Origin of the sequence: Clostridium sp. CM74B_53 (genome assembly GCF_036318045.1) — a bacterium.
In the GTDB taxonomy this organism is placed as follows: domain Bacteria; phylum Bacillota; class Clostridia; order Lachnospirales; family Lachnospiraceae; genus Pilosibacter.
In genome coordinates this window covers 99,610-112,207 of the sequence record NZ_JAWQDE010000001.1, presented here as the reverse complement: position 1 = coordinate 112,207, position 12,598 = coordinate 99,610, and the positions used below count along the sequence as shown (strand labels likewise).

11 protein-coding genes are annotated in these 12,598 nt (G+C 50.8%); 6 read left to right on the top strand and 5 right to left on the bottom strand.

Annotated features, from left to right (window positions below; translation table 11 throughout):
• The first annotated feature begins 252 nt into the window (after nucleotides 1–252).
• From V2546_RS00440 to V2546_RS00430, 3 genes are read left to right on the top strand one after another with little or no spacing between them, the layout of a single operon-like run.
• Entirely contained in the window at nucleotides 253–612 is a 360-nt protein-coding gene (locus V2546_RS00440; protein ID WP_329751263.1) for a DUF3870 domain-containing protein, read from the top strand.
• On the top strand, nucleotides 602–1,384 hold the full coding sequence (locus V2546_RS00435; protein WP_243021247.1) for a threonine/serine exporter family protein: 783 nt from the start codon (nucleotides 602–604) through the stop codon (nucleotides 1,382–1,384). The genes V2546_RS00440 and V2546_RS00435 overlap by 11 nt, the downstream gene beginning before the upstream one ends.
• Nucleotides 1,381–1,836: a threonine/serine exporter family protein gene (locus tag V2546_RS00430; protein WP_215705070.1), complete on the top strand. Its 456-nt coding sequence runs from the start codon at nucleotides 1,381–1,383 to the stop codon at nucleotides 1,834–1,836. The genes V2546_RS00435 and V2546_RS00430 overlap by 4 nt, the downstream gene beginning before the upstream one ends.
• A gap of 339 nt (nucleotides 1,837–2,175) precedes the next feature.
• On the opposite strand, the gene sufU is transcribed toward V2546_RS00430, so the two are convergent.
• From sufU to sufC, 5 genes are read right to left on the bottom strand one after another with little or no spacing between them, the layout of a single operon-like run.
• Nucleotides 2,176–2,646, bottom strand: coding sequence for a Fe-S cluster assembly sulfur transfer protein SufU (gene sufU / locus V2546_RS00425; RefSeq protein ID WP_144364038.1), 471 nt, complete (start codon nucleotides 2,644–2,646; stop codon nucleotides 2,176–2,178).
• Nucleotides 2,639–3,853 carry a cysteine desulfurase gene (locus V2546_RS00420; RefSeq protein ID WP_329751262.1) on the bottom strand — a complete coding sequence of 405 codons (1,215 nt, stop codon included), beginning with the start codon at nucleotides 3,851–3,853 and terminating at the stop codon, nucleotides 2,639–2,641. The genes sufU and V2546_RS00420 overlap by 8 nt, the downstream gene beginning before the upstream one ends.
• A complete protein-coding gene (locus V2546_RS00415; protein WP_329751261.1) occupies nucleotides 3,840–4,937 on the bottom strand; it encodes a SufD family Fe-S cluster assembly protein in 1,098 nt (365 codons plus the stop codon). The genes V2546_RS00420 and V2546_RS00415 overlap by 14 nt, the downstream gene beginning before the upstream one ends.
• Entirely contained in the window at nucleotides 4,934–6,340 is a 1,407-nt protein-coding gene (gene sufB, locus V2546_RS00410) for a Fe-S cluster assembly protein SufB (RefSeq protein ID WP_329751260.1), read from the bottom strand. The genes V2546_RS00415 and sufB overlap by 4 nt, the downstream gene beginning before the upstream one ends.
• Nucleotides 6,340–7,110: a Fe-S cluster assembly ATPase SufC gene (gene sufC / locus V2546_RS00405; protein WP_329751259.1), complete on the bottom strand. Its 771-nt coding sequence runs from the start codon at nucleotides 7,108–7,110 to the stop codon at nucleotides 6,340–6,342. Before sufC ends, sufB begins: the two co-directional genes overlap by 1 nt.
• A 504-nt stretch (nucleotides 7,111–7,614) precedes the next feature.
• Here sufC and V2546_RS00400 point away from each other — a divergent pair.
• The 3 genes from V2546_RS00400 to V2546_RS00390 are packed head-to-tail and all read left to right on the top strand — an operon-like array spanning nucleotide 7,615 to nucleotide 12,546.
• Nucleotides 7,615–8,277 carry a TetR/AcrR family transcriptional regulator gene (locus V2546_RS00400; protein ID WP_118530969.1) on the top strand — a complete coding sequence of 221 codons (663 nt, stop codon included), beginning with the start codon at nucleotides 7,615–7,617 and terminating at the stop codon, nucleotides 8,275–8,277.
• Between the two features lie 57 nt (nucleotides 8,278–8,334).
• On the top strand, nucleotides 8,335–9,477 hold the full coding sequence (locus V2546_RS00395) for an efflux RND transporter periplasmic adaptor subunit (RefSeq protein WP_015553203.1): 1,143 nt from the start codon (nucleotides 8,335–8,337) through the stop codon (nucleotides 9,475–9,477).
• Nucleotides 9,478–9,492: 15 nt separating this feature from the next.
• Nucleotides 9,493–12,546, top strand: a complete 3,054-nt coding sequence (locus tag V2546_RS00390) for an efflux RND transporter permease subunit (RefSeq protein ID WP_329751257.1) — start codon at nucleotides 9,493–9,495, stop codon at nucleotides 12,544–12,546.
• The last annotated feature ends 52 nt before the right edge of the window (nucleotides 12,547–12,598 follow it).

The following is a 12,598-nucleotide window of genomic DNA, read 5'->3' as shown; positions in this document are numbered from 1 at the left end:
TTGCGGAAATTCTGGAAAGCACGCCGCCGGTCCGGACGAGAGAGCAGATGTGATTACTTTTTATGGGCAGGAATTTTCTGAACTGAAAACTCCGTACAATATAGTAGTGGCCGCAGATGTACTGGAATTCGTACAGGGATTGACAGAATGGATTTCCTATATTATGATGCTGAAATATGGTGGGACAAGTATTGGAAATGAGAGCGTGACTGAACCCAGCCGCGTGCGAGCTGATGAAAAGAGGAGAGCGGAATGGCTGAAACCGGTGAGGAGACATATTATATTGTAGGAGAATCAAGAACGAATGTGGATAACGCGATCACAAAGGTGTATGGAAGCTTTTTTATCGCATTTGAGGTGATCCCATCAACAGGAGAGATCATACAGACAGACTGTTCGAGAACGCTGGAGCTGACAAATGATTTTATACGAAAGATTTTTCTGCATAAGCACCTGGAAACGGATGCGAAGGTGATCGAGGAGGCGATCCAGCGCCGATATCATGGTTCTTCCTGGAAAGCGCTGATCGTTGCCTATCGGGACGCGTTAAAGCATTATCAGCGCGCGATGGCCGCCGAAGCAGAGGAAAAGGGGAAAAAAGGTGACAACTGAAAAGAATGAAGAGATGACAAGCGAAGAAGTCCTGACCTGCGCGATCAATATCGGGGAGCAGCTCCTCGTGAGCGGGGCGGAGATCAGCCGTGTGGAGGATACGATCCGGAGGATCTGCAATGCCTACGGGATCCGGCAGAGCCATATTTTCTCGATCGCGTCGTGTATCATCGTGACGCTGGAGACGAAGGAGCGGAAGTGGATCACGCAGACGCGAAGAATTTTAAGTTACGGGACGGATATGTGGAAGCTGGACCGGCTGAATGACCTTTCGAGGCGGATCTGCGCGACGCAGCCGTCGTTTGCGGTGATCGATCAGGAATATGAAAAGATCTTAAAGGGACCGACATATTCCCCGGCGGTGCAGTGCGGGATCTATGCAATGACAGCCGGGGCGTTTGCCATTTTCTTTGGAGGAAATCTGTGGGATGGATTTGCGTCCCTGTTTGTCGGGGCGCTGATCCGCGTGACCTTATATGCGCTCTCCGCGATCAAGCTGAAGGCAATCTTCTCCAATATCCTCTGCTCTCTGATCTCAGGTATGGCATGTATTCTTGTCTGCTATCTCGGGATCGGACAGCATGTCGAGATGATCATGATCGGGAATATCATGCTCCTGATCCCGGGAGTCCTGATGACGAACTCATTCCGGGATTTCATCAGCGGGGACATGATCAGCGGACTTCTGCATTTTTCGGAGGCGATGATCACAGCCGTCTGTGTGGCAGCCGGGTTTATTCTTTCTAAAATACTTCTTGGAGGGATGTTATGAGTCAGGATGTTCTTTCAGTCATCGCATCGTTTTTCGGGTCGCTCGGATTTGCGATCATTTACAACATCCGCGGGCGCAGAGTCTGGATCCCGGCGATCGGCGGGGCAGTTTTCTGGGCAGTGTATCTTGTATTTTTACATTTTGTGAATAATGAATATCTGGGATTTTTCGTTGTGGCGATCCTGATCACGATCTACTCGGAGATCTGGGCGAGGATCTTAAAGACACCGGCAACGACGGTCCTGATGCCGACGGTCATCCCGCTGATCCCGGGAGGTTCCCTGTACTATGCGATGGACGCGGCTCTCCGGCGCGACATGCCGCAGTTTATCGTAAAGGGGCAGGCGGCGATCGGACTTGCGATCGCGCTTGCGGCGGGGATCATGGTCGTGACGTCGTTGAGGAGGCCGATCGAGGCGCTGGTGCACATAGTAGCTAAGAAAAAATATTGACGAACAAATGTTTGCAATATATAATGAATTTATGGGAAAGCAGAATACATAAAAGGCGGCCTGCCCTCCATAAAAGGAGGGGCTTCCCCCTCCGGACGAAAGAAAGGAGGGCGATGCCAATGTATGTTACATATTCGGACTTGATCCAGATAGGTATCTTCATTGTAGCTCTCGTAGGATTGTGTTACACGATCTTCGGAAAAAGAAAATAGCCGCCACTACCCCAATAGTGACGGCTGTTATACTATAACAGATTACTTGTAAAGGGTAGGCCGTGTGTATCTGACTTTCCCTTTTTTGTATCTATAGTCTATCATATTCCCAAATCGAATTCAAGCACTATTTCCCTTCGGTCGTCACCGACAACCCCGGTACGATCTTTCCATCTGCAGCTTTCTTAAACATTTCTTCCATCGTATGCCACCCAAGGACCGCGCATTTGACACGCGCCGGCATGTGGGAGACATCCTGGAGGATGGAGGCTTCTTCGAGCGGCTCGAGGTCATCGCCTTTGACATTTCCTTTGATCATCTCGAGGAAGAGGTTTGCGAGGCGGAGTGCCTCGTCTTTTTTCTTTCCGATGATCAGGTCCAGCATCATATCTGCGGAAGCCTGGGAGATGGCGCAGCCATCCCCGACGAACGCCCCGTCAACGATCTCATCGTTTTCAACTTTTAATTTCAGCCAGATATCATCGCCGCAGCTCGGGTTTACGCCCTCAAGGACGAGATTTGCATCCGGCAGATCATGCTTGTGGGTCGGATGAAGGTTGTGCTCGATTAAAATTTCATTATAAAATGTATTACTCATATCCCATTTTTCTCCTTAATCCGCCAAGACTTGTGAGGAACGCCCGGATCTCATCCTCAGTATTGTAGAATGCGAGACTCACACGGGTCGTAGAGGCGGTCCCAAGGTACTGTAAGAGCGGCTGCGCGCAGTGATGACCGGCGCGGACGCAGATATTATCGGCATTTAAGATCTCAGCGACATCATGCGGATGAACCCCGTCAACGGCGAAGGAGAGGATCCCGTGATGATTGTCTGGATCGGAACTTCCGAGAACACGGATCCCCGGGATCTTTGTCATGCCCTCATAAGCGATCCTTGTGAGCTTGTTTTCCTGTTCCTCGATCGAATCAAAACCGATCGTGTTCATGTAGTGGATCGCCTCGGCAAGTGCATAAGCGCCGCCGGCATTGACGGTTCCCGCCTCAAATTTATGCGGAACTTCTGCCCAGACAGCACCTTCTCTTGTGACGGATTCGATCATCTCGCCGCCGGTGAGAAATGGCGGGAGCTGCTCTAACAGCTCTTTCTTTCCGTAGAGAGCGCCGATCCCCATCGGAGCCAGCATCTTATGTCCGGAGAAGGAGAGAAAATCGACTCCGAGGTCCTGGACATCGACTTTGATGTGCGGAACGCTCTGTGCGCCGTCGCCGACCAGGATCACACCGTGGCGGTGGCAGATCTCAGCGAAGGTCTTTAAGTCATTCTTGCATCCGAGCACGTTGGAAATCTGGGTGATCGCCGCGATCTTTGTGTGCGGGGTGATCATGTTCTCGAGGCGCTCTGCCGGGATCGTGCCGTCCATGTCGCATTCCAGGTATTTCACGGTCGCACCGTAACGCTTTGCGGCCTGCTGCCATGGAAGAATGTTGCTGTGATGTTCCATGATGCTGACGATGATCTCGTCACCCGGTTTTAACAGGTACTCGGAGAGTGTGTAAGCGGCGAGATTCAAGCTCTCAGTCGCATTTCTCGTGAAAATGATCTCTTCCGGACAGGATGCGTGGAGAAAATCAGCGACCGTTTTTCTTGCTTCTTCATAACATTCCGTTGCTTCTTCGCTCAGCTCATAGAGACCGCGGAACGGGTTTGCATTGTATTTCTCATAAAACTGCTTTTCAGCATCCAGGACAGCTGCGGGCTTCTGGGAAGTTGCCGCATTGTCCAGGTAAATGATGTCACGGTTTTTGAGAAGCGGGAAATCTTCCCGGATCTTAGATACGTCCATTGGTGGCCTCACTTTCTAAATAAGAGGCAACATCTGCCTTTGTCTTTTCATCAGGTACCAGACGGAGAACGGCGTCGATCCGTGCCTTCGCCATCATCTTGTAGATCTTTGGAAGCTCCATGCCGCGGCTTTCCAGATAGAAGACCATGTCATCGTCAAGCTTTCCGATCGTTGCACCGTGGTTTCCTTCGACATCTTCCTCCGCGCAGAGGATCAGCGGAATCGTCTGGTTTACAACGTCATCGTCGAGAAGAAGAACGTCCTCTTTCTCGTTTCCGACAGCGCCTGCCGCGCCTTTCTTAAAATCGATCGTTCCGCGGAAGAGTTTCTTCGAATTTTCATGAAGCACGCCGTCGGTCTTGATCTCGCTGACGGATTTCTTTCCTTCGTGGAGAGCGACGTAGTTCATATCAAGAACTGCATCGTTTCCGACCGTGTAGGCGATGTCCGCGGTGAACGTACTCTTTTTGCCGACGAGATCTGCCTTACAGCCGTTGTATACATGACCACCGGAGAGGAAGAGGTGGATCACGGAGAATTTTGCTCCGTCAGCAACCTTCGCACCGATGTCGTTTAAGACGGTTTTTGCATTGTCATTGCGGATGATCTGGACGAGAGTCACTTCGGCGTCTTTTTCGAGGATCAGTTTTGTCTGGACGCCGGAGAGCGCAGTGTGGTCTGCACCCGAAGCACCGTCGGCCTCAGCCGCCATATCCATGATGACGGTCATCTTACTTCCTTCTTTTGCGAAGATTCCGAACGTATTTAAGCTATGCTCGGAAGCGCCGTATGTGAAGCCGATGCGCACCGGTGTCTCTGCGAGGTCTCCATCCGTCGAGAGCAGGACGGCACCGGCTGCGGACTCTCTGACGAGAACATCCATATCCGGTCCCATTCCGCCTGCGATCTCCCGGAACTGATCCGGAAGGCCGGCAGGGCAGTTTGTTTTTGAGATCCCCGCCGGGATCTCAGCTTTTATTTCATGCGCTCCGGAGACAGAAATCCCGGAGACCGCAGTTTCATTCATTTTCAGCCAGTTCCATGTCTTTGAAGGGAGCTGGTTGATCTTCATGTTCTCCATCATCCAATACTTCCTTTCATTTCCAGATGGATTAGATTGTTCATCTCCACCGCGTATTCAAGCGGAAGCTCCTTCGAGACATTATCGGCGAAGCCGCTGACGATCAGGGCTCTCGCGTCCTCCTCGGAGATACCGCGGGACATCAGATAGAAGACGGCGTCATCGCTGATACGGCCGATCTTTGCCTCGTGTCCGACGTCGGCATCCTTTGTGCGGATATCCATCGCCGGGATCGTGTCGGAGCGGGAGATATCATCAAGCATCAGGGACTGGCAGGAGACTGCGGATTTGCTTCCCTTTGCCTTTGCGGATACGACAACAGAGCTTCGGAAGGTACTGATTCCGCCGTCCTTGGAGATCGATCTCGTATTTACATAGGAAGAAGTCTTCGGAGCGTTGTGAACGACCTTACACCCGGTATCGAGGTTCTGTCCCTTACCGGCGAATGTGATTCCGGTGAACTCGGATCTTGCGCCCTCGCCGTTCAACACGCTCATCGGGTAGAGGTAAGAAACATGGGAACCGAAGGAACCGGATACCCACTCGATGACTCCGCCTTCCTCGACCTTCGCCCGCTTTGTGTTTAAATTGTACATATTTTTCGACCAGTTCTCGATCGTAGAGTAGCGGAGCTTTGCGTTTTTTCCGATGTAAAGCTCTACACAGCCGGCGTGGAGGTTTGCCACGTTGTACTTCGGTGCGGAACATCCCTCGATGAAGTGTAAGGACGCGCCCTCATCGACGATGATCAGGGTGTGCTCAAACTGTCCGGCACCCGCCGCGTTTAAACGGAAGTAGGACTGCAGCGGGATCTCAACGGAAACTCCCTTCGGAACATAGACGAAGGAGCCGCCGGACCATACCGCACCGTGCAGAGCGGCAAATTTGTGGTCATGAGGCGTCACTAGCTTCATGAAGTGTTCTTTTACCATATCGGCGTATTCGCCGGTCAGGGCGCTCTCCATATCTGTGTAGATGACGCCCTGCTCCGCAACTTCCTTGCGGACGTTGTGGTAGACGAGCTCGGAGTCGTACTGGGCACCTACGCCTGCGAGGGAGGTGCGCTCCGCCTGCGGGATCCCAAGCTTTTCGAAGGTGTCCTTGATCTCTTCCGGAACCTCGGACCAGTTACCCTTCATCTTTGTATTTGCGCGGACATAGGTGGCGATGTTGTCCATGTTTAACCCTTCGATGGACGGGCCCCAGTCCGGAACCTTCATTTCATGATATATTTTTAAGGAGTTCAACCGGAAATCATGCATCCACTCCGGATCATGCTTCTCTTCGGAGATCTTTTCCACAATGTCCTCGGTGAGACCGTTTTTAATACGGTAAGCGTCCTTCTCGTCATTGCGGAAGTCGTACATGTTGCGGTCAACGTCCTCAACATACGTCTTTTCCTTCATTAATCGTTCTCTCCCTTCTCATTTGCGGAAGCGATAAACTGCTCGAAGCCGTTCTCATTGATCTCATCGACGAGAGAACCATCGCCCTCGGCAACCAGGCGGCCGTCTACGAGGACATGGGTCTTGTCCACATGGAGAGATTCGAGAATTCTGGTGCTGTGGGTGATGATGAGAAGGGCGCCGTCCTTGCTCTTCTGGTATTCCTCGATTCCCTTGGAAACAGTGCGGACCGCATCGACATCAAGACCGGAGTCTGTCTCATCGAGGATCGCCAGGGACGGATTTAAGAGGAGAAGCTGTAAGATCTCGGCTTTCTTTTTCTCACCGCCGGAGAAGCCGACGTTCAGATCACGGAAACCGTAGGACGGATCCATATCGAGGACCTCCATGGCTTTCTGGAGTTCTTTATTGAAATCCCAGATGCGGACATTCTTTCCGGTTCTTGCGGAGAGAGCGCTGCGGATGAAGTTGGAGAGGGAGATTCCCGGAACTTCAAGCGGATTCTGGAAGGAGAGGAACATGCCGAGCTTTGCACGCTTGTCAGCGGCTTCTTTCGTGATGTTCTCGCCTCCGAAGAAGATCTCACCGTCTGTCACATGATAGTTCGGGTTCCCCATCAGGGTGCAGCCGAGTGTGGATTTTCCGGCACCGTTCGGTCCCATGAGTACGTGGGTCTCGCCTTTGTTGATCGTTAAGCTGATCCCGTGAAGAATGGATTTCTCTTCCACATCCACGGAGAGATTTTTTACATTTAATAATGGTTCTGACATATCGGATTCCTCCATGTATTTTATATAAGGTAAAAATGTAAGTTTCAGCAATTTCCGGACAGATATGAACCGGCACCGGAGCTGATCTCCGGGATACGTTCCGTCTGCCGGGACTAAACCTAGTCGCTTACTAGGTGATGCAATGATATTATACCTGTATTGAGAAAAATATGCAAGAAGCAATTCCTACAAACATGCTATGAATTGGTATTTATTCCTGTACAATCCGATATTTCCGGGAAAATATGCAGGATTCATGAAACTGCAACAATCGGAAAACAATTCTGAAACATGGGCATGGTAGGCTGAGCAAAACAGCGGAAATCACAGACGGGATCGGACCGGAGACAGGAGTTTCTATACAGAAATTTTGCAAACCTTACGAAAATATAAAATCATTATAAACTGGAAAAACAGATATTGACAGAATGACAGGGTGTCACTATAATGGTGACGGGTTGTCACTTTTTGAACCCGTTTTTATAGAAGAGGGGAGATGGAATTATGCCGACCGAACGGTTTATGCGGCTTCCGAAGGAAAAGATCGAAGCAATTCGGGCTGCGGCGGCAAAGGAATTTATGAGGGTAGCTCCGGAGGAAGTATCGATCAACCGGATCGTTCACGACGCGGATATATCGAGAGGAAGCTTTTACACATATTTTGAAGATAAACAGGATCTGTTAAAATGGCTGATCTGCAACCAGGCGGAACAGCATTTCACATCGTACATCACGATGCTGGACGAAAACGGCGGAGACCTCTGGGAGGTCCTGGAGCAGATCTTTGATCTCGGGATGGACCGGCTTGAGGATTCAGGGTTGTCAGCGATCTTTCACAACCTGGTCAACAGCGCAAGACTGGTAGAACTATTCAAAGGCGGATCGGATTCGAACCCGGAGGCGATGGAGGCAAACCGGAAATTTTTAAAACTGTTGTATGAACATGTCAACAAAGAGAAATGTGATCTGGATCATCAGGAGTTTTTCGAGCTGATCGAGATGCACATGATCGTATTCATCATGTCACTCAAACGTTTTTTCCGGGACGGCGAGTCGAGAACGGAAGCTTCCGAATATTACAAACGTCATATCCATATGCTCCATTATGGCATATGTGGATATAAAACAGAGGGCAGCAGGAAGAAAACAGACGAGGGACGTTCATAAAAACAGAACAACCGGAGTCGTACCACAGCAGCATGTTACAGAAAATGAGGAGGAACCATGAAGAAAGCAGGTAAGATCGTAATCGGACTTGTATGCGTCGGCGCATTTGGAGTCCTGATGTTCACAAGATTTACGAAAAAAGAAGAGCCGATCGAGGCCGTTCCGAACCCGACCGTCGTCGTCCAGACACCGGAGACAGGAAATATTGAACTTTCCACAGGACTGACAGGTACCGTGGAACCGGCAGATCAGGTATACATTATCCCGAAGGGAAGCGGAGAAGTACTGGAGGTTTATGTAAATCAGGGCGATACCGTACAGAAGGGACAGAAGTTGTTCCGCATCGACAACAAGCAGTTAGACGCGGCAAGGATCACGTTAAATACGACTCAGGTATCCTTAAATGATGCCCAGACATCTGTAAACAGGATGAAGGCGCTCTACGAGAGCGGGGATATTTCCGCTCAGGCCTACGAGCAGGCGGTAAGCGGTCTGTCCATGGCGAAGCTCCAGTATGATTCCGCAAAATTAAACTATGATACCCAGAGCGAGAACACGGTCGTTACCGCGCCGATCGCCGGTGTCTTAGAACAGTTTGGCGTGCAGGTACATGATATGTCTGCGGGCGGTTCTGTCGCAGGCGTTGTATCCGGTGCAGGCGGAAAAACACTGACCTTCAACGTGTCGGAGCGTGTCATGAAGGGATTAAATATCGGTGATCCTGTGACGGTGGAGAAGAACGGAACGGACTACAGCGGCGCGATCTCTGAGATCGGCAGCATGGTGGACGCGTCCACAGGACTTTTCAAGGTGAAAGCGACCCTGGGTGACGCGGACGGACTTGCCAGCGGAACGATGGTAAAGGTTTATGTGACAGCAGAGAAGGCGGACAACGTCATGGTCGTTCCGGCAGATTGTGTGAACTACAGCAATGGAGACGCTTACGTGTATACATATGATGCCGCGACAGCAACGGCGAAAAAGACTCCGGTGGAAGACGGACTCATCGATTCTGACAAGATTCAGATCGTTTCCGGACTTTCCTACGACGACGAGGTCATCACAAGCTGGTCCAAGGAGCTTTATGACGGCGCCGCGGTAAATATTCAGGGCAGTGATGACAGTGCGGAAACGACAGCCGACAGCAGTGAGACAACAGCAGAAGAGACTACAGAAGCCGCGGAAACGGCAGCAAAATAAGGAGGCACAAGGAACATGGGACTTACCAAAAAGGTCTTAAAACGGCCGGTCACAACCGTTCTTGTTGTGCTCTGCCTGATCGTATTCGGTCTCAGCTCGATCTTTTCATCCCAGCTTGAGCTGATCCCGGAAATGGAGATGCCGATGCTGATCGTCAGCGCGGTCTACCCGGGAGCAAGCCCGGATGACGTGGATCAGCTTGTGATCAGTAAGATAGAGGATGAGATCGGAACGCTTTCCGGTGTCGATTCCGTCACCAGCATGTCTTCGGAAAACTTCGGAATGGTCCTGGTCCAGTATGACTATGACCAGGATATCGATAAAGCTTACGATGACTTAAAGAAAAAGCTGGATGGGATCAAGTCGGATCTCCCGGATGATGTCGATACCCCGACGATCATCGAGATGGATATCAACAGTACGCCGTCCATCACCCTCGCGGTCAACAATGACAGCGTGGATAACCTCTATAACTACGTAAATGACGATATCGTTCCGGAAATCGAAAAGCTGACTTCCGTAGCCAGTGTCGATGTATCCGGTGGTCAGGAGGCTTATATCAAGGCGGAGCTGATCCCGGAAAAATTAAGCCAGTATCATGTGAACATGAATACCATCGTTGCGGCTTTAAAGTCTGCGGACTTTTCCATGCCGATCGGAAGTACCTCCGTTGGAAACAAGGATCTTTCCGTGACATCCGGAACATCCTTTGACACGATGGAGCTTTTAAAGAAGATCCCGATCACACTGGGCAACGGAAATATCATCTATATGGAAGATGTTGCCAATATCTACAATACCGTTGAGGCAAAGGACAGTATCGGACGTTACGACGGCAAAGACACGATGACGATCGGTGTCAAGAAAAATCAGGACAGCGACCACATTACCGTTTCCAAGGCAGTCCAGGAGACAATGCAAACGTTAAAAGCACAGGATCCGTCTCTGGAGTACGTCGTTGTCAATGATTACAGTGATCAGATCAGCAATTCCTTAAACAGCGTATTCCAGACCATGATCATGGCAGTCATTGTTGCGATGCTCATCATCTGGCTGTTCTTCGGGGATATCAAGGCATCCCTGATCGTCGGAACCTCCATCCCGGTATCAATTTTAGCTGCCCTCATCCTCATGAAAGCCATAGGCTTTACGCTAAACGTCATCACCCTGTCGAGTCTGGTCCTCGGCGTCGGAATGATGGTCGATAACTCGATCGTAGTTCTGGAAAGCTGCTTCCGCTTTACGGATAAGGGCGGTGGCTTTGTTGAAACGAGAAAAGCCGCAATCGATGGTACTGCAGCGGTGCTGGAATCCATCATCGGTGGTACCGTTACGACCTGTGTCGTATTTATCCCGTTAGCCCTGATCTCCGGAATGAGCGGACAGATGTTCAAGCCGCTGGGCTTCACGATCGTATTTTGTATGATCGCGTCCCTGATCTCCGCGATGACGCTTGTACCGCTCTGCTACGTGTACTACCGTCCGAAGGAGAAGGAAAATACCCCGGCCTCCGGCATCATGAGAGCTCTGCAGAACGGATACCGTTCCCTGATGGAGAAGCTTTTAAAGAAAAAAGCGATGGTCATGGGAACCGCCGTTGTGCTTGTGATCTTCTCCCTGTTCCTTGCGACAAAGTTAAAGACCGAGCTTATGCCGGCAGATGATCAGGGAACGATCGCAGTGACGATTGAGACCCAGCCGGGTCTTAAGATCGAGGAGGTCGATAAGATCCTCCAGAGAGCAGAGGACTATGTGACACAGGATCCGGATCTTGATTCCTATATGCTCTCCTACGGAAGCTCCGGACTTTCCATGAATATGGGCGGAAGCGGAGCGACCCTGACGGCATATTTAAAGGATGACAGAAGCAGAAAAACGGATCAGGTGCTCAAGGAATGGAAACGCGATATGCAGAAGTGGTCCGACTGCTCCGTGAGCCTCGAGAGCCAGAACTCCATGAGCACCATGTCCATGGGAGCAGCAGAGGATCTCGAATATCTTCTTGTCAGCACACAGTACGATGACTTAAAGAAGGTATCGGATGAGATTGTTTCCGAGCTCCAGAAGCGCCCGGATGCGACAAATATCCACTCTTCCCTTGAAAACAGCGCTCCCCTTGTAAAGATCAATGTGGATCCGGTCAAGGCGGCAGCGGAGGGACTTTCCCCGACCGCCGTTGCTTCCCAGGTGTACATGATGGTCAGCGGAACGACGGCAACGACCCTGAATGTTGACGGAAATGATATCGATGTAAAGGTTGAGTACGCGGATGATGAGTACGATACGATCGATAAGCTCCAGGGAATCGTTCTTCCGACAGCGACCGGCGGATCTGTAGCCCTTATGGATATCGCGGATATCGGCTTCAAGGACAGTCCACAGAGTATCACAAAGAGCGATAAGCAGTATCAGGTGACGATCACAGGTACGCTGACAGAGGGAGCGGACAGCACCACGAAGGATAAGATCCAGAAAGAGGTCATCGATAAGTACTTATCCGGCACGATCTCTATGCAGGAAAACACATCCACAAAGATGATGAACGAAGAGTTTGCGTCCCTGGGACAGGCGATCGCCACAGCCGTATTCCTTGTATTTATTGTAATGGCTGCACAGTTCGAGTCACCGAAGTTCTCCATCATGGTGATGACAACGATCCCGTTCGCCCTGATCGGTTCCTTCCTGTTCTTATGGTTAGTGGACTGCCCAATCAGCATGACCTCCCTGTTAGGCTTCTTAATGTTAGTCGGAACGGTAGTAAACAATGGTATTTTGTACGTCGATACGGCGAACCAGTACCGGGCAACGATGGACTTTAAGGAGGCGGTCATTGAAGCCGGCGCGACCCGTATGCGCCCGATGTTCATGACAACTCTCACGACGATCGTGGCAATGATCCCGATGGCGGCGGCTTATGGAAATGCCGGTAAGACGATGCAGGGACTCGCCCTTGTGGATGTCGGTGGACTGATCGTCTCTACAGCGATGGCACTTCTTGTTCTTCCGGTCTTCTATGTGATCATGAGCGGAAAGAATCAGGATAAGAAAGAGATCATTGACGTAGATTAAAGCTTTGAACATTGAAAGCGGATCCCTGCAGAGTCTGCAAGAGACGGCCGCT

What these genes read in the sequence shown, in the direction of transcription:
- V2546_RS00430 (WP_215705070.1), top strand. Translation starts at nt 1,381, where the DNA reads ATGAGTCAGGATGTTCTTTCAGTCATCGCATCGTTTTTCGGGTCGCTC.
- V2546_RS00440 (WP_329751263.1), top strand. Translation starts at nt 253, where the DNA reads ATGGCTGAAACCGGTGAGGAGACATATTATATTGTAGGAGAATCAAGA.
- V2546_RS00415 (WP_329751261.1), bottom strand. Translation starts at nt 4,937, where the DNA reads ATGATGGAGAACATGAAGATCAACCAGCTCCCTTCAAAGACATGGAAC.
- V2546_RS00390 (WP_329751257.1), top strand. Translation starts at nt 9,493, where the DNA reads ATGGGACTTACCAAAAAGGTCTTAAAACGGCCGGTCACAACCGTTCTT.
- V2546_RS00395 (WP_015553203.1), top strand. Translation starts at nt 8,335, where the DNA reads ATGAAGAAAGCAGGTAAGATCGTAATCGGACTTGTATGCGTCGGCGCA.
- V2546_RS00420 (WP_329751262.1), bottom strand. Translation starts at nt 3,853, where the DNA reads ATGGACGTATCTAAGATCCGGGAAGATTTCCCGCTTCTCAAAAACCGT.
- V2546_RS00400 (WP_118530969.1), top strand. Translation starts at nt 7,615, where the DNA reads ATGCCGACCGAACGGTTTATGCGGCTTCCGAAGGAAAAGATCGAAGCA.
- sufC (WP_329751259.1), bottom strand. Translation starts at nt 7,110, where the DNA reads ATGTCAGAACCATTATTAAATGTAAAAAATCTCTCCGTGGATGTGGAA.
- sufU (WP_144364038.1), bottom strand. Translation starts at nt 2,646, where the DNA reads ATGAGTAATACATTTTATAATGAAATTTTAATCGAGCACAACCTTCAT.
- sufB (WP_329751260.1), bottom strand. Translation starts at nt 6,340, where the DNA reads ATGAAGGAAAAGACGTATGTTGAGGACGTTGACCGCAACATGTACGAC.